We start from the raw sequence: 15,168 nt of genomic DNA, 5'->3' as shown, positions 1-15,168 counted from the left end.
ACGGTTTCCCTTCGATAATGCCGACTTCCGCTGATGGACAGCCCCCTCCATACTTGGCAGGTGCGGAACGCACTCTCCCTCCTATGAATGGATCCCGATGTCTGACAGCTCAGGTGTGCAGGGCTCGCAATCGCTCCTGCGGCGCAAACCCATTGACAATGTCGAGGACGAGTCGGGCCGCACCGGCCTCTTCAAGAGCCTCGGCCTGTGGCAACTGACGGCGATCGGTGTCGGCGGCATCATCGGTGTCGGTATCTTCACGCTCGCGGGGCTCGTCGCGAACGGTGGGGAAGACGGTACGCCGGTCGGCCCGGCCGTCCTGATCTCGTTCCTGGTCGCGGGGCTCGCCAGCGCCGCGGCCGCCCTGTCCTACGCGGAGTTCGCGGGCATGATCCCCCGTGCGGGCTCCGCGTACACCTACGGCTACGTGGCGCTCGGTGAGATCATCGGCTGGTTCATCGGGTGGGACCTGCTGCTCGAATACATCGCGATCGTGGCCGTCGTCGCCATCGGCATCTCGGGATACTTCACGGAGTTCATGTCCGGCATCGGCGTCACCGTGCCCACCTGGATGCAGGGAACCCCGGACACCATCGAGGGCGGTGTGGTCAACGTCCCCGCGATCGTCGTGTGCCTGCTCATCACGTTCATCCTGAGCCGCGGCACCAAGACCTTCGGCAAGTTCGAGCTCGTCGCGGTCGGGCTCAAGATCCTGCTCATCCTCGGCATCGTCGGCCTCGGCTTCTTCTACGTCAACGCCGAGAACTACTCGCCGTTCCTGCCCTCCGGTTTCGGCGCCGTCTTCACGGGTGCGGCCACCGTCTTCTTCGCGGTCTTCGGCTACGACGCCATGAGCACCGCGGCCGAGGAGGCGACCGACGGCAAGAAGCACATGCCGAAAGCGATCCTCCTGTCCCTGCTGATCGCCATGGTGCTCTACGTCCTCGCGACCCTCGTCCTCACCGGCATGCAGAACTACGAGGACATCAGCCCCACGGCCGGCTTCGCCTCCGCGTTCCAGTCCGTGGGCCTTCCGGTCGTCGCGACGATCATCTCGGCCTTCGCCGTGATCTCCATCCTCACCGTCATGCTGACCTTCCTCCTCGGTGTGACGCGCGTCTGGTTCTCGATGAGCCGCGACGGGCTCCTTCCGGCCTGGTTCTCGACGACGGACCGCAACGGTACGCCGCAGCGCGTCACCTGGATCGCCGGGATCGCGGCGGCGTTGCTCGCCGGCGTCTTCCCCATCCGCGCGGTCGCCGACCTGACGAACATCGGGATCCTGGCCGCGTTCGTCGTCGTGTGCGTCGCGGTGATCGTGTTGCGCCGCACCCGGCCCGAGGTACCGCGTACCTTCAAGCTGCCCCTCATGCCGATCGTGCCCGCCTTCGGCGTCCTGGCCTCGCTCTTCCTGATGCTCCAGCTCCACTGGGAGACCTGGCTGCGCTTCCTCGTGTGGCTCCTGATCGGCCTGGCCGTCTACTTCTTCTACGGCCGGAAGCACTCCCTCATGAACCCGGACAGCCCCCGCCACGCCCTCCTCAAGCGCGGGGCGTAGCGCCTCCCGGCCCGGAACGGAAGGTCCCGCCGCACGGTCACGAATGTGCGGCGGGACCCGCCACCTCCTATCCTCGATGAGGGCCTTCCGCGTACCCGCGGACGCCGGCCCTCCCAACGATCCCCACAAGTGAAGGACCAGCACCCCCCATGGACCTCTTCCGGACCAAGTCCATCGAGCAGTCGATCAAGGACTCCGACGAAAAGGGACACGGCCTCAAGCGTTCCCTGAATACCTGGGACCTGATGATCATGGGTGTCGCCGTCGCCGTGGGCGCGGGCATCTTCTCGGTCGGAGCACAGGCTGCCGCCTTCAACGCCGGACCCGCCGTGACCATCTCCTTCGTACTCGCCGCGATCACCTGCGCCCTGGCCATCATGTGCTACGCGGAATTCGCCACGGCGCTCCCGGTCGCCGGCAGCGCGTACGTCTTCACCTACGCCACGATGGGTGAGCTGCTCGCCTGGATCATCGGCTGGAACCTCATCCTCGAACTGCTGATGGCGGCGGCCGTCATCGCGAAGTTCTGGGGCGTCTACCTCAGCGACCTCTTCAGCGTCCTGGACCTCGACATCCCCGCCGAGATCAGCGCCCTGGGCCTCGACCTCACCTGGGGTCCGCTGCTGATCGTCGCCATCTTCACGGCCGTCCTCATCTACGGCACCAAGCTCTCCGCCCGGGTCAACAGCGTCTTCACCGTCATCAAGATCGGCATCGTGCTGTTCGTGATCGTCGTCGGCTTCTTCTACGTCAGCCCCGAGAACTACACCCCTTTCGTGCCTGCCGCAGAGGCCGCCGCGGAGAGCGGGGCCGGCTGGGCCGACCAGCCTTTCCTCTCCTTCCTGAGCGGCGCCTCCCCGGCGACCTTCGGCTTCACCGGCATCATCTCCGGAGCGGCCCTCGTCTTCTTCGCGTTCATCGGGTTCGACGTGGTCGCCACGTCGGCCGAGGAAGTGAAGAACCCGAGCCGCACGCTTCCCCGCGGGATCTTCGCCGGGCTGATCGTGGTCAGCATCCTGTACATCCTCGTGACCCTCGTGGTGACCGGCATGGTGTCCTACAAGGACCTCGGGGCTTCCGGGGCGCCGTCACTGGCCACCGCCTTCCAGCTCGTCGGCGCCGACTGGGCTGCCGGCATCATCTCGCTGGGCAGCCTCATCGGCCTGACCACGGTCATCATGGTGCTGCTCATGGGACTTGCCCGCGTGATCTTCGCGCTCAGCCGGGACGGCCTCCTCCCCCGCGGCCTGAGCCGCACCTCGGACAAGCACGCCACGCCCGCCCGTACGCAGATCCTGTGCGGCGTCGTCGTCGCCCTGCTCGCGGGCTTCACGCAGGTGGAGGTGCTCGCGGAGATGATCAACATCGGCACGCTCTCGGCCTTCATCACGGTCAGCCTCGGGATCCTCGTGCTGCGCCGGAAGCGCCCGGACCTCACGCCGGCGTTCCGCGTCCCGTTCGGCAAGGTCATCCCGATCGCCTCCGCCGCCCTGTGCCTCTACCTCATGTTCAACCTGGCCACCATCACGTGGCTGTTCTTCGCGGTCTGGCTGGTCATCGGCTTCGCCGTCTACTTCGCCTACGGCAACCGCCACTCGCGCCTCCGCGTGCGGCAGCACGAGCACGTCTGACCCTCTTCGCCGCGCCCATTCCCGACGGACGTGCGCCGGCGGCCGCGGCGCGAGACAATGGTGCTCCCCGGAACTGCGGTTCCAGGGGGCACCATCCGTTTCTGCCAGCAGAAGGAACCCCATGTCCCAGGAGCCCTACCCCAGCGAGCGCCCGTTCTCCGGCAGCCATGCAAAGCCGTACGACGGCGGCGCGTACGGAAGCCAGGGTGGCTACCCCCCGTACCAGGCCGGGCAGCCGGGCCCCTACCAGCCGGGCCAGTACGCCCCCTCCTACCAGTCCATCGAGGGAGAGAAGGCCGCCCAGACCTCCCTCATCCTCGGGATCGTCGGACTCTTCGTTGCCGGGTTCATCCTGGGACCGCTGGCGATCTGGCAGGCGAAGAAGGCCGAGCGCCTGGGCGTACCGGCAACGGCGGGGAAGGTGCTCGGCTGGATCAATGTCGCGCTCTACGGCATCGCCATCCTGTTCGGAATCCTCCTGATCATCATCATGTTCGCGGGATTCTCAGCCTCCACCTACAGCAGCTGACGCCTCCGCCTACAACAGCCGACGCGGAGGGCCCGGCCGGCTACAGGGTGGGGAACAGGCGCGTTGACTGCTCGTCCGCTTCGAAGACGCGCGAGTGCGGCCCTGTCCCCACTATCAGCGGATCCGGTGCGCCGACCACGTCGGGGTCCTTCTCGTCGTAGTCGAGTACGGACAGGACATACCGGAGGGCCTCGATCCTGGCCCGCTTCTTGTCGTTGCTCTTGATCACCGTCCACGGGGCATCGGCCGTATTGGTGTAGAAGAACATGGCCTCCTTGGCTTCCGTGTACTCGTCCCACTTGTCGAGCGACTGCAGGTCCATGGGGCTCAGCTTCCAGCGGCGGACCGGGTCCGTGTGGCGCTGGGCGAAACGGCGCCGCTGTTCCTCACGGGACACCGAGAACCAGAACTTGATGAGGTGGGTGTCGCTGCGCACCAGCATGCGCTCCAGTTCCGGGGCCTGCCGCATGAACTCCAGGTACTCGGTGGGCGTGCAGAAGCCCATGACGCGTTCCACCCCGGCCCGGTTGTACCAGGACCTGTCGAACAGGACGATCTCCCCGCCCGACGGCAGCACGGACATGTAGCGCTGGAAGTACCACTGCGTCTGTTCCTTCTCGCTCGGCTTGTCCAGTGCGACGACCCGGGCACCGCGGGGATTCAGGTTCTCCGTGAACCGCTTGATCGTGCCGCCCTTGCCCGCTGCGTCGCGCCCCTCGAACAGGACGGCGACCTTGGTGCGGTTGGCCCTGACCCATCCCTGCATCTTGAGCAGTTCGATCTGCAGGGCCCGCTTGGCCTTCTGGTAGTCGCGCTCGGTCATCCGGGTGTCGTAGGGGTAGTCCTCCCGCCAGGTCGGCTGGTCCGGGTGGGGCAGCAGGACGTGCTCCCCGCCGTCGCTGTCCGGGGTCGGCACGGGGACCGGGGGCTGCTCGGCGCCCTCGACGGCGGGCGTGTCCGCCGGGGAGTCCGTCGGCTCGTCGTCCAGCTCGTCGGTCGGTTCCTCGCTCATCCTGCCTCCTCCTGTTGCAGTCGCCCAGGGCATACTTCGTCACGCCCGGAACCCCGACCGCCCGATCGCATCGTCCCAGAGGAAGCGCCGGAGAAGCATCAGGAGGCGGGAACTCGTCCCGGGTGGACGGATTCCGGCCGCCTTGCTACGACGGACGGATGCGGACGTCCGTGCGGGACGTTCTCCGGCAGGCTGCATCGGGCGGCACGGGCGGGGAATGCCGACGGCTCCCTCCGGGTTCTACGCGGTGCAGGCAGTCGAGCCAGGAGGACACGATGACAACGACCACCCAGACCGCCGAGGAACGGTGGCTGCGTTTTCGGCAGGCGCGCAACGAGGCCCTTGCGGAACCGCACGGCTGGCTGACGCTCACATCCTTCCAGTGGCTCGGCGACGAACCCGCGGCCCTCGAGCTCGTTCCCGGTCTTTGGTCGGCTGCGGGCGACACCGCGAGCCTGACCGCGCACTCCGCGGACGCCCTCACCGAGCTGGCGAGCGGCCGGCTCGTGGAGGGTACGCTCACGGCGGTACTGGCCGATGAGGAGTCGCTGATGTGGGTCGCCTACGGAGGTGCGGACGGCCGCCGGGTCGTGGTGGAGCTGGCACGGCGCGCAGGCCGCTACGCGATCCGGACGAGGGATGCCGAGTCGCCGGTGCTGACCGCGTTCACCGGGGTGCCCGTGTTCGACTACAACCCCGACCTCGTGGTCGTGGGGCGGTTCGAACCGAATGACGAGCCGCGCCAGGAGAGTATCCGGACGGCCCATCCCGACGTACCCGGGACCGCTTCGACAGTGGGCGACGTCGTCTTCTCCCTTCCGGACGAGAACAGGGAGTTCCGGCTCCATGCCTCCCAGGAGGACGCCGGTTCGCTCGCGATCACGTTCCACGACCGGACCAATGGGACGACCACTGCTTCGTGGCGGAAGGTTGCCACCCGCCGTCCGCGCCCGGACGGGACGGTGGTCCTCGACTTCAACCGGGCGATCAACTATCCCAGCGCCTTCACCCCGTACGGCACCTGCCCCATGCCGGTCCGTGCCAACGTCGTCGACGCGCCCATCGAGGCCGGGGAGAAGGACCCGTTGCGCTGAGGGACGGGCGTCGGACCAGGCGGTCCCGGTGCGGAGCTCAGACCTGCGAGTCCGGATAGATACTGCGGGTCTCGGTACGGCGGTTGCGGTTGGTCACCCAGTCCGTGGGATAGATCCTGGGCAGGATGTTGGCCAGCGCCAGTGAGGCGTAGACGACGGTGTTGATGGCCACGAACGCCGCGAGGATGGCGAACTCGCTGCTGCTCAGCACCGATTCCGGCAGGAGGATGCCGGTGGGAATGATGGGTCCGGCTGCTGTGGGGAACACGGGTCAGGCCTCCTGGAGAAAGGGTTCGGTCGCCGGAGCGGCATGGGCGAGGTGCTTCCAGCTGGCCTGGCGGCCGAAGGAGAGGTCGACGATGCCCTTGATGTAGACGAGGTTCAGGAACATGTCGAAGATCAGTTCCGGGAACAGCGTGACGGCGAGCAGCCGCGCCTTCCAGCCGCCCTTCCACACTGTGAGGACCCGCTCGACGGTGAAGAGGAGACCGAGCCCGAGCCAGAACGGGAACCAGATCCAGGTCTCGAGCGACACGGCCGTGAGCGTGATGAGCGCGAGGTAGGCGCCCAGGGCGATCACTCCGTACCCGATGCCGAGCTGCTGCGCCCAGTACCGCATCGTGGGCGCCGTGACTCCGTAGGCGCCGATGTTCTCGAGGGCACCCCGCTGCCAGCGCAGGCGCTGGTTCCACAGCGTGCGCCAGGAGGGCATCAGCTCGGTCACCACGGTGCACTCCTGCGGGGAGACCATCAGGCCTCCCAGGGACTTGAGGGCGATCGTCAGTTCGTTGTCCTCGGTCAGGGCTACGGTGTCGTAGACGTCACCGACCGCTCCCGGGATCGATGTACCGCGGCTCTCGGCGACCGTCCGCAGCGCCACCGGCCGGAAGAGCGATGCGGTGCCGGTGAGGACGAGGACACGGCCACGACGACGGCGCATCTGGCGTGCATAGCGGATGTACTCGTTGCGCTGGAACTGGCCGATCAGGCCGTGGCCCTGCTCGCCGTAGAAGAGCCCGCCCACGGCCATGAGCGCACGGTCGCCGGTGAAGCGTGCCACGGCGCCGGCAAGGAAGCCGTCGTCGAGCTGGGTATCGGCATCCATGACCATGACGACGTCGTTGTCACCCTGCTGCGGCAGGATCGCCGTCAGTGCCTGGTTGAGGGCGCCGGCTTTCTTCTTCGTGTTGTCCACCGACTCGATGACCTCGACGCCGGCCTCCCGGGCCAGGTGGACCGTGGCGTCGGTGCAGTTGTCGGCGACGACGATGATGCGCTCGGGCCGGTGCGACTGGCTCTTGAGGGACGCGATCGTCTGCGGGAGCGAGGCCTCCTCGTTGTGCGCGGGGATGAGGACCGTCACCGTGACCTCGCCCGCGAACCGGCCGCGGGTGGCCGCCATGATGACCTTCGGAGCAAGTGGTTGGTTTCCCGGATTCATCGACCGCCTCGACGTGGTGGCGATGCGCCGCTCCACCAGCGCGAGCCCGGCCCCCGCCAGCAGGGCGAGCGCGATGGCGGTCAGGATGGTGCTCATCCCGGGCGCATCGGAGTTGTAGAGGACGCGCCAGATGCCGATCACGGCGTCCTGCGACGACGCGATCGTCGTCTCGGGACGATTGGCCGCCACGGCGAACCACAACAGAGCCGCGGCTGCTGTCACGATGGCTGCGATGACCAGGCCGACGGCGCGGTCGAGCCGGCCCCCCGACGCGTAGGCAGGCAGCACGTCCGCTGCGGCCGGATGATCCTGCCCTGGTTCGGTTGGTGTCCTCGTCATCGCTACTGCGTCCCCCTGAGACCGGATGCCGCCGCAGTCGTCCCAACATGCAGCGGCCTACGTTGTGCACGGCAGCCATCCCCGGGCCGCCGCGCTTCTGGGACGAGTCTGCCGTAGCACCCCGAACCCAGTCCCGCGCGAAACCCGAAGAATTGTTCAAGGAAGGCCGTGGTCCCGCTGCGCGAGGACCTATCTCAGCGGTCCTCCGGCAGCCGCCGCACCGAGAGCGTACTGCTGGCGAAGAAGGCCAGCACGGAGGCCAGGAGAACCAGCAAGGCCGGCGTCCAGGACCCCGAGGCGTCGTGGACGAGACCTACCAGGGGCGGGGCCAGGGCGGCGACGCAGTACCCCGATCCCTGGACGACGGCGGATATCCGGCCGGCGGAGACCTGGTCCCGGGCGAGCCGGATGATGGCGATGAAGATCACCGTGATGCCGCCGCCCTGGGCGATGCCCCCACCGAAGGACCAGAGCCACCAGAGCTGCGGCGCCAGGAGCAGGCCGGCCGGCACGGCCGTCCACAGCACACCGAGGATGACGGTTACCGCCGTCGTACTCAGGAACCTGGCGGCGAAGGGCACTCCGAGGCCACCCGCGATGGCGAGGATCTGGAAGATGGAGGACGCTGCGCCGGCTTCGCCGACGGACATCCCCAGTTCGTCGTGCAGGTAGCTGGGCAGCCACGCGGTCACCCCGTAGTAGGAGAAGGCCTGCATGGCGAAGGCCACCGTGAGTCCCGCGGTGATCCACCCCGAGCCCTCCACGGGTGGCAGCTTCATCCCGCCGCCGTCCTCGGGGGATACCAGGAACGCATTCCTCGGACCCACTGCCAGCGTCCAGAAGGCGATCGCCCCCACGGCCAGGACGCCGACCGCTGCCAGCGCCACCCTCCACCCCGCCACCCCGGCCAGCGGCGCCGTGACCACCGAGGTGAGGAACGACCCGATGTTCAGAGCCGCGGTGTAGATTCCCATCGCCGTCCCCTGCCGGGCAGGGGAGAAATCGCGGCGGATGATCAGCGGCACCGCGATATTGCCCACCGTGATCGCGAGGCCGATCAGCACGGTGCCGGCCACCACCAGCAGGGGGCCGCCGGCGGAACGCACCAGCACACCGGCCAGCACACCGAGGATGGTCAGCGTCACCGCGAATTCCGCGCCCAGCCTCCTGGCAGCCAGGGACGCGAGTGGTGCCGCGACGGAGAAGCACAGGACCGGGATGCTGGTGAGCAGTCCCAGCAGGACGGGCGAGAAGTGCAGGTCCGCCTGCATCAGGTCCGCCACGGGGGCGACCGCCACGAAAGGGCCCCTCAGGTTGACGGCCACCAGTCCGATGCAGGCGAGCAGGATGTAGCTGCCGGGAACCCTGGCGAGGATCCGGCCGCTCACGGAGCGGGCGGCGGGAGAGGCGGTTTCATCACCTCTATTGCTATCACGCCTTGCTGGTGCAGGAACGGGCCGGCAGCGGCAGCCGATGCAGGCCGTCCCGGCGCACAATGGTCGGATGACCGATCCGATCGACGCCCTGATCCCCCGTCCGCTCCGGGAGCTGGCGCCGGGCGCCGTGCATCTTCCCGACTGGCTGGACCTCGGGCGTCAGCGGGAACTCGTTGCGCTGTGCCGGACCTGGGCGAGCGGACCTGTGCCGATGCGGGCCGTCACCATGCCGAACGGCGGAGTCATGTCGGTGAAGAGCGTGAGCCTCGGCTGGCACTGGCTCCCCTACCGGTACAGCCGCACTGCCGACGACGCCGGCGGCGGCGCCGTCGCGCCGTTCCCCGAGGTGCTCCGCACCCTGGGGCGCGACGCCGTGACCGCGGCCTACGGGCCGGAGGCCGGCGCGTCCTACGAACCCGATGCCGCCCTCGTCAACTACTACGACGACGCCGCGAAGATGGGCATGCACCAGGACCGGGAGGAACGCGTGAACGCGCCCGTGGTGTCCCTCAGCCTGGGCACGGCGTGCGTCTTCCGCTTCGGCAACACCGAGACCCGGAATCGTCCCTGGCAGGACGTGGAACTCCGGTCGGGCGACCTCTTCGTGTTCGGCGGGCCCTCACGGTTCGCCTATCACGGAGTCCTCAGGACCATGCCCGGCACGGCGCCTCCCGGCATCGGGTTCGAGGGGCGGCTCAACATCACGGTGCGGCAGACGGGCCTGGGCTAGGTCCTTCGAGGATCATTCCCCGCGCGTAGGCGGCCTGTCCCGCATGCTGCACGGCATCGTCCACCACACTGACCAGCCGGACCAGGAGCGTCACGGGCGGGTCCCAGTGCTCGTCGACCACCCGCTGCAGGTCCTCGTCCGCGAGGCCCGCGATCAGGCTCTGCGCCAGCTGGTGGACCGCGTCGAAGTAGTCGAGCAGCTGCTGCGCCGAACCGACCCGGACGGTGCCCACCTGGTCCGGTGAATGCCCGTAGCCGGTGTCATCCCGGTCGAGCTCCAGGGCCCAGCGGTCGGCGTAGCCGTGTGCCAGCCACACCTCCTCATGGCCGAACGCCTCGGCGAAGTGGCTGTCCTCCACCCGCGAGAGGTGCCAGATGAGCCAGGCGACGGAATTCGCCGTGCCACCCGGCCGGATGGACAGCTGGTCCGCCTCCAGACCGTCGACGGCACGGCGCACCAGGTCGGGCAGCCGGCCGTACGCCTCGGTCAGGACGTCGGCCGATGTCACCGGCGCTCCTGCCCGGCTGCGGCGGAACCGGACGCCAGCACCCTGAACCGCCGGCGCTGCTGGGCGGGAAGAAGCGAGAGGAACTGCGGGTGGGCGGCCAGGAAGTCCAGCGCCTCGGGACAGCAGGGCACGACGCCCAGGCGCCGGCGATGCGCATTGAGCAGTACGGCCTGCATCAGCACCGGCTCGAGGCCCAGGTGGCGGAATTTCGGGTCGACGACGGCGTGCAGCAGGAGGATGTCCCCGCCGCGCATCTCGTACTGCACATACCCGGCCATGATTCCCTTGCGGTACAGCTCGAACCGGGAGAAGAGGGCGTTGTCGCGGAACGTCTCACGGGCGTCGTCCACTCCGCCGCGCTGCACGGCGTCGCGCTCACGCCGCGTGAGTTCCTCGACGAGCGCGTCGTACCGCTCCCGTGTCTCGAGGGCCGGACGGTCCAGATCGAGGAGCTGGTAGGTGCGGTTGCACAGAATCCGCAGATGGCGCGTCGATGCCCCGGCGAGGTCGCTCGGAAAGTCGGCTTCCTGGGCCTGCGGCACGGCGGAAAGATGCACACGCCGGGTTCCCCCCGACGGACTTGCCCCGTCCTGACGTGCGGCGGAATGCTCGAGAATGTGCGGCAAGTGTTCCATGGTCAACTCCACATCCGGGTGGGTCCTCAGCCGCCTGCTCGACAGTTCCTGCAGTCTAGGTGACGTGTGTGATATTGGAAAGGTCGGCCCCTGTCAACAACCGGACCTCAGGCGGAGACACCCGACTCGCGGTAGAAACCCTCGATATGATCCCGCACCAGGTCCGCGGCCCGGCCCCCTTGGCCGGCCAGCACGGCGCCGAGGACCGCGCGGTGCTCCCGCCGGAGCCTCTCCGACGTCGCTGTCCAGTCGGGAAGTCCTGCGGTCAACCGCCGCGTGTAGTCCTCGATGGACCCGCGCAGCGATCCCATCATGGCGCCCACCAGAACGTTCCCGGCCGCCTCCGCGAGCGCGACGTGGAAGAGCGCATCGCGCTCCAGGAACCCCGCCGGGCCGTCGTCGTGCTGATCCATCTCGTCGAGGAGCCGGGCCGCCCGCTCGAGGGATGGCGAGTCCGGGGACGCGTGGGCCGCCGCCCACGTCTCCAGCAGGAGGCGCGTCTCCACGATGTCCCTGATGGGCAGGTGGGTGCTTGCCACGTGCAGCCGGAGGGCGGAGTCGAGGGCAAGTGCGGGGTTTCCCGTGACGACCGTGCCCGCCAGGGGCCCGGACCCGACACCGGCGCGGACGACGCCGAGGGCCTCCAGGACCCGCGTACCCTCACGTACCGAGGCCCGGGAGATCTTCAGCTGCTCCGCCATGGTGCGCTCGCCGGGCAGCCGGGACCCGATGGCGAGCCGCCCCGCGGCAAGTTCCTGCTCGAGCCATGCCGAGACCACCTGATGATTGCGCATGCGGCCAGCATAGCTTGTGTGGTCCGACCACAGGCCGTAGGATCTGTGGTCAGACCTCAGGCGGATCCGCCACCGTGATCCGGGCCGACGACGAGCAAAGGCACCCCATGCACCCATCCTCCAGCGCACCCGTTCCCCCGGCCCTCAGGCGCCGGGTCCCCAGGGTCGCGGACCTGGCTCCCCTCATGCAGTTCAAGAAGCCCGAGATCAGCGCAGCCGCCCGGCTCCGGCGGGCCAACACCGTCTGGGACCTGCGCGACATGGCCAAGCGACGGACACCCACGGCACCCTTCGACTACACGGACGGTGCCGCCGAGGCCGAGATCTCGCTCCGCCGTGCGCGGGAGGCCTTCCTCGACCTCGAGTTCCGGCCGGGCATCCTCCGCAACGTGCAGACCGTCAGCACCGTCACGCCGATCCTCGGGAAGGATTCGGCCCTGCCGTTCGGCATCGCGCCGACCGGTTTCACCCGCATGATGCAGTCGGAGGGCGAGTACGCCGGCTCGCAGGCGGCGGCAGCGGCAGGCATCCCCTACACGCTCTCCACCATGGGCACGGCCTCCATCGAGGACGTGGCGGAGGCCGCCCCCAACGGGCGCAACTGGTTCCAGCTCTACCTGTGGACGGACCGGGACCGCTCGATGGAGCTCATCGCCCGCGCGGCCGCCGCGGGGAACGACACCCTCATGGTCACCGTCGACACCGCGGTGGCCGGCGCCCGGCTCCGCGACGTCCGCAACGGCATGACCATCCCGCCGGCGCTGACCCTGAAGACCGTTCTCGACGCCTCGTACCGGCCGGCCTGGTGGTTCAACTTCCTGACCCACGAGCCGCTCTCGTTCGCCTCGCTCTCACGCTACTCGGGCACCGTGGCCGACCTCATCAACTCGATGTTCGATCCGACGCTCACCTTCGAGGACCTGGACTGGCTGCGCAGCGTGTGGAAGGGAAACCTCGTGGTCAAGGGGATCCAGACGCTCGACGACGCGAAGAAGGCCGTGGACCACGGAGCGGACGGCATCATCCTGTCCAACCACGGCGGACGCCAGCTCGACCGGGCACCCATCCCGCTGCACCTGCTGCCCCGCGTCGCAGCCGAGCTCAAGGGCAAGACCGACATCATCCTGGACACGGGCATCATGAGCGGTGGCGACGTCGTAGCAGCCCTGGCCCTCGGAGCGGACTTCACGCTGATCGGCCGCGCCTACCTCTACGGACTCATGGCCGGCGGCCGCAAGGGCGTGGACCGCACCATCGAGATCCTCGGCAGGGAGACGGCGCGTACCATGCAGCTGCTCGGGGTGAACCGCATCGAGGACCTCACCCCGGACCACGTCCGGCTGCTCGGCGACGCGACGGCGGACCTGCGCGAAGTCGCCGTGACACCCTGACGCCCTGACGCGGCCCGGCGCGGCCGGCCTGCACCCCCGGGCCCACGAATGGGCCCGGGGGTGCGGCGGTTCCGGCCGTCCCCGATTCGCCACGTCTCATTCTGATGACGGACACCGGGAAAGCCCCGGAGGGGGTCTATTATTTCCCCAGTGGACCTGCCTGGGGCGGGCCCGAACATAAGTCTGGGGAGACGAAATATGGGACGTGGGCGGAAGCATTTTCCGTTGCGTTACAGGCGCGCGCGGTCGCTGCTCTACGTGGTCGGCCTGTTCTGGTTGTGGCTGTGGCTCGGCGGCGCCGCGTTGATGGAGGGTCTCTACCATTCGCCACTGCACGCCGTGCTCGCGATGTACGCGCTGGCCGTCGTCATACCGGTATCGATCGCCGCCGCGCTGCTCGCAGGAATCCAGATGGCCCTGACGCGCCGGCGCCCCTACACCGCCGTCGTCGTGAAACTCCCGGCCGCACCGCAGCAGCCACCGCTCCAGCCTGCCCACTGGTGGTACGGCGAGAAGGTCTCCTGACCACCTCCCGTTGCACCGGGAAAATGCTGGACGGTCCGAGCAGGCGGCTGGCACGCTGGACAGGGTCCGCACCCTCCGACGACGGGGACCGTCATCGCTTCGTCCACCCAGCCGCCCGCGCAGCATGCCGTCGCCCTCCAGCGCCGCAACGTCCTCGTCGGCGTCCTCTTCGGGTGCGGGGTCATCGCGTTCATCGACGAGGCCGTCTTCCACCAGCTCCTCCACTGGCACCACTTCTATGACAGGTCCACGCCCGCGGCCGGCCTCGTGTCCGACGGCGTGTTCCATGCGTTCAGCTGGTTCGCGACGGTTGCATCCCTCTTCCTCTTCGCCGATCTGAGACGGCGGAGCGCCCTCCAGGCCCGGCGCTGGCTGGGTGGCATCCTCGTGGGCATCGGCGGCTTCCAGCTGTTCGACGGCCTGGTCCAGCACAAGCTCCTCGACCTGCACGAGGTCCGGTACGGCGTGGACCTGCTCCCCTACGATCTGGCATGGAACGGCGCGGCCCTCGCATTCCTGCTCGCGGGGGTCTCGGTACTGCTCGCGGCACGGCGCGCGGAGACCCGGCGTGGCTGACCACTCCGGCCCGGGGCATCCGGTGCCGGTTCCCGAAGGCATCGACAGCTTCCCCCTGGACACCGGGATCGTGCTCGTCTGGCTGGGACTCGCCGTGCTGTACCTGGCCGCGGGCCGCGGTGCGGTCCTGCGGGGACGGAGCGGATGGCCGGTCCGCCGAACTGCCGCCTGGCTGGCCGGGACCGGCCTGGGATTCGTCTCGACGGGGCCGCTCGCACGGGCTGCCGTCGACAGCTTCACCGCGCATACCGTGGTCCACCTCGTCCTCGGCATGCTCGTCCCGCTGCTGCTCGTGCTGGGAGCTCCCGCGACCCTGTTCCTCCGGGCCGTCCCCGCGTCCGTCGGGCGCCGTTACAGCCGGCTCGCCCGTACGGCGCCGCTGCGGATCGGCACGCATCCGGTGGTTGCGACACTGCTCTCCACGATCCCCCTGGCCCTCCTGTACCGGGACGGCGCCGCCCTCGGACTGGCCCATCATCCGGTGCTCGGGCCGCTGCTCCACCTCCACTTGCTCGTGTCGGGCGTTCTCTTCACATACGCCGTCGTCGGCGTGGACCCGAACCCCCACCGGGCACCGGCATGGCTGAGGGGTAGTGCGATCGTCGTCGGCATCGCGGTCCACTCCGTGGTGTCGAAGCATCTCTCCTCCCTCGCGGGCCAGGGCGCCGTGCCACCCGATGCGGAGCAGGCAGCGCACCTCATGTACTACGGCGGGGACGCCGTCCATGTGATGCTCCTCGTGGCATTCTGCGCCCAGGTCTACCGGGCGGCAGGACGGCGGCTTGGCCCGGCAGCGCGAGGGGCGGGCGCGCCCCTCCCCGGATCCGCCGGATAGCACTGCCGGTTCCCGACAGCCTCTCGACCACGGACCAGCGCCGACTGTTCACCCTGCGGTCACCATCCTCAAGTGGACAGCAGTATGTCAGTCCGCATATAACTAGTTTGTAGAACTAGTTGACAGTATGGTTC

General features: G+C 68.7%; 16 protein-coding genes. 9 read left to right on the top strand and 7 right to left on the bottom strand.

Annotation, left to right across the window (positions count from 1 at the left end; translation table 11 throughout):
- Positions 1 to 97 precede the first annotated feature (97 nt).
- From P5G52_RS04805 to P5G52_RS04795, 3 genes are all read left to right on the top strand, one after another.
- Entirely contained in the window at positions 98 to 1,558 is a 1,461-nt protein-coding gene (locus tag P5G52_RS04805; protein ID WP_301225163.1) for an amino acid permease, read from the top strand.
- 149 nt (positions 1,559 to 1,707) lie between these two features.
- Positions 1,708 to 3,189 carry an APC family permease gene (locus P5G52_RS04800; RefSeq protein WP_301225162.1) on the top strand — a complete coding sequence of 494 codons (1,482 nt, stop codon included), beginning with the start codon at positions 1,708 to 1,710 and terminating at the stop codon, positions 3,187 to 3,189.
- 121 nt (positions 3,190 to 3,310) lie between these two features.
- Complete coding sequence (locus P5G52_RS04795) at positions 3,311 to 3,718, top strand: DUF4190 domain-containing protein (protein ID WP_301225161.1); 408 nt, start codon at positions 3,311 to 3,313, stop codon at positions 3,716 to 3,718.
- A gap of 40 nt (positions 3,719 to 3,758) precedes the next feature.
- Here P5G52_RS04795 and ppk2 read toward each other — a convergent pair whose 3' ends face one another.
- Positions 3,759 to 4,730 carry a polyphosphate kinase 2 gene (gene ppk2 / locus P5G52_RS04790; protein WP_301225160.1) on the bottom strand — a complete coding sequence of 324 codons (972 nt, stop codon included), beginning with the start codon at positions 4,728 to 4,730 and terminating at the stop codon, positions 3,759 to 3,761.
- Positions 4,731 to 5,005: 275 nt separating this feature from the next.
- Between ppk2 and P5G52_RS04785 the strand changes: the two genes are divergently transcribed.
- Positions 5,006 to 5,824, top strand: a complete 819-nt coding sequence (locus P5G52_RS04785) for a DUF1684 domain-containing protein (RefSeq protein WP_301225158.1) — start codon at positions 5,006 to 5,008, stop codon at positions 5,822 to 5,824.
- Positions 5,825 to 5,861: 37 nt separating this feature from the next.
- On the opposite strand, the gene P5G52_RS04780 is transcribed toward P5G52_RS04785, so the two are convergent.
- The 3 genes from P5G52_RS04780 to P5G52_RS04770 all read right to left on the bottom strand — a co-directional run bounded on the left by P5G52_RS04780 (position 5,862) and on the right by P5G52_RS04770 (position 8,992).
- Positions 5,862 to 6,092 carry a hypothetical protein gene (locus P5G52_RS04780; protein WP_301225156.1) on the bottom strand — a complete coding sequence of 77 codons (231 nt, stop codon included), beginning with the start codon at positions 6,090 to 6,092 and terminating at the stop codon, positions 5,862 to 5,864.
- Positions 6,093 to 6,095: 3 nt separating this feature from the next.
- Positions 6,096 to 7,604 carry a glycosyltransferase family 2 protein gene (locus P5G52_RS04775; RefSeq protein WP_301225154.1) on the bottom strand — a complete coding sequence of 503 codons (1,509 nt, stop codon included), beginning with the start codon at positions 7,602 to 7,604 and terminating at the stop codon, positions 6,096 to 6,098.
- A gap of 194 nt (positions 7,605 to 7,798) precedes the next feature.
- Positions 7,799 to 8,992 carry an MFS transporter gene (locus P5G52_RS04770; protein ID WP_301225152.1) on the bottom strand — a complete coding sequence of 398 codons (1,194 nt, stop codon included), beginning with the start codon at positions 8,990 to 8,992 and terminating at the stop codon, positions 7,799 to 7,801.
- 115 nt (positions 8,993 to 9,107) lie between these two features.
- Between P5G52_RS04770 and P5G52_RS04765 the strand changes: the two genes are divergently transcribed.
- Positions 9,108 to 9,770, top strand: a complete 663-nt coding sequence (locus tag P5G52_RS04765; RefSeq protein ID WP_301225150.1) for an alpha-ketoglutarate-dependent dioxygenase AlkB family protein — start codon at positions 9,108 to 9,110, stop codon at positions 9,768 to 9,770.
- Here the strand turns inward: P5G52_RS04765 and P5G52_RS04760 are convergent.
- The 3 genes from P5G52_RS04760 to P5G52_RS04750 all read right to left on the bottom strand — a co-directional run bounded on the left by P5G52_RS04760 (position 9,742) and on the right by P5G52_RS04750 (position 11,707).
- Positions 9,742 to 10,278 (bottom strand): mycothiol transferase, encoded by a 537-nt coding sequence (locus P5G52_RS04760; RefSeq protein WP_301225148.1) that lies wholly within the window; start codon positions 10,276 to 10,278, stop codon positions 9,742 to 9,744. The two genes, P5G52_RS04765 and P5G52_RS04760, sit on opposite strands and share 29 nt — an antisense overlap.
- Positions 10,275 to 10,820, bottom strand: a complete 546-nt coding sequence (locus tag P5G52_RS04755) for a GNAT family N-acetyltransferase (RefSeq protein ID WP_301225146.1) — start codon at positions 10,818 to 10,820, stop codon at positions 10,275 to 10,277. The genes P5G52_RS04760 and P5G52_RS04755 overlap by 4 nt, the downstream gene beginning before the upstream one ends.
- A gap of 200 nt (positions 10,821 to 11,020) precedes the next feature.
- On the bottom strand, positions 11,021 to 11,707 hold the full coding sequence (locus P5G52_RS04750; protein WP_301225144.1) for a FadR/GntR family transcriptional regulator: 687 nt from the start codon (positions 11,705 to 11,707) through the stop codon (positions 11,021 to 11,023).
- A gap of 107 nt (positions 11,708 to 11,814) precedes the next feature.
- Here P5G52_RS04750 and P5G52_RS04745 point away from each other — a divergent pair, with 107 nt between their 5' ends.
- The 4 genes from P5G52_RS04745 (at position 11,815) to P5G52_RS04730 (ending at position 15,034) form a co-directional block, all read left to right on the top strand.
- Complete coding sequence (locus P5G52_RS04745) at positions 11,815 to 13,098, top strand: alpha-hydroxy acid oxidase (protein WP_301225142.1); 1,284 nt, start codon at positions 11,815 to 11,817, stop codon at positions 13,096 to 13,098.
- A 225-nt stretch (positions 13,099 to 13,323) separates the two neighbouring features.
- The gene (locus tag P5G52_RS04740) at positions 13,324 to 13,623 is read left to right on the top strand and encodes a hypothetical protein (protein ID WP_301225140.1); all 300 of its coding nucleotides are present in this window, start codon (positions 13,324 to 13,326) and stop codon (positions 13,621 to 13,623) included.
- Between the two features lie 93 nt (positions 13,624 to 13,716).
- Entirely contained in the window at positions 13,717 to 14,199 is a 483-nt protein-coding gene (locus tag P5G52_RS04735; protein ID WP_301228648.1) for a DUF2243 domain-containing protein, read from the top strand.
- A complete protein-coding gene (locus P5G52_RS04730) occupies positions 14,192 to 15,034 on the top strand; it encodes a cytochrome c oxidase assembly protein (protein ID WP_301225138.1) in 843 nt (280 codons plus the stop codon). The genes P5G52_RS04735 and P5G52_RS04730 overlap by 8 nt, the downstream gene beginning before the upstream one ends.
- Positions 15,035 to 15,168: the final 134 nt, after the last annotated feature.

This window comes from Arthrobacter burdickii (assembly GCF_030433645.1).
Classification (GTDB): Bacteria; Actinomycetota; Actinomycetes; order Actinomycetales; family Micrococcaceae; genus Arthrobacter_D; species Arthrobacter_D burdickii.
This window is presented reverse-complemented; position numbering and strand designations above follow the sequence as displayed.

What these genes read in the sequence shown, in the direction of transcription:
- P5G52_RS04750 (WP_301225144.1), bottom strand. Translation starts at nt 11,707, where the DNA reads ATGCGCAATCATCAGGTGGTCTCGGCATGGCTCGAGCAGGAACTTGCC.
- ppk2 (WP_301225160.1), bottom strand. Translation starts at nt 4,730, where the DNA reads ATGAGCGAGGAACCGACCGACGAGCTGGACGACGAGCCGACGGACTCC.
- P5G52_RS04800 (WP_301225162.1), top strand. Translation starts at nt 1,708, where the DNA reads ATGGACCTCTTCCGGACCAAGTCCATCGAGCAGTCGATCAAGGACTCC.
- P5G52_RS04805 (WP_301225163.1), top strand. Translation starts at nt 98, where the DNA reads ATGTCTGACAGCTCAGGTGTGCAGGGCTCGCAATCGCTCCTGCGGCGC.
- P5G52_RS04785 (WP_301225158.1), top strand. Translation starts at nt 5,006, where the DNA reads ATGACAACGACCACCCAGACCGCCGAGGAACGGTGGCTGCGTTTTCGG.
- P5G52_RS04795 (WP_301225161.1), top strand. Translation starts at nt 3,311, where the DNA reads ATGTCCCAGGAGCCCTACCCCAGCGAGCGCCCGTTCTCCGGCAGCCAT.
- P5G52_RS04775 (WP_301225154.1), bottom strand. Translation starts at nt 7,604, where the DNA reads ATGACGAGGACACCAACCGAACCAGGGCAGGATCATCCGGCCGCAGCG.
- P5G52_RS04745 (WP_301225142.1), top strand. Translation starts at nt 11,815, where the DNA reads ATGCACCCATCCTCCAGCGCACCCGTTCCCCCGGCCCTCAGGCGCCGG.
- P5G52_RS04765 (WP_301225150.1), top strand. Translation starts at nt 9,108, where the DNA reads ATGACCGATCCGATCGACGCCCTGATCCCCCGTCCGCTCCGGGAGCTG.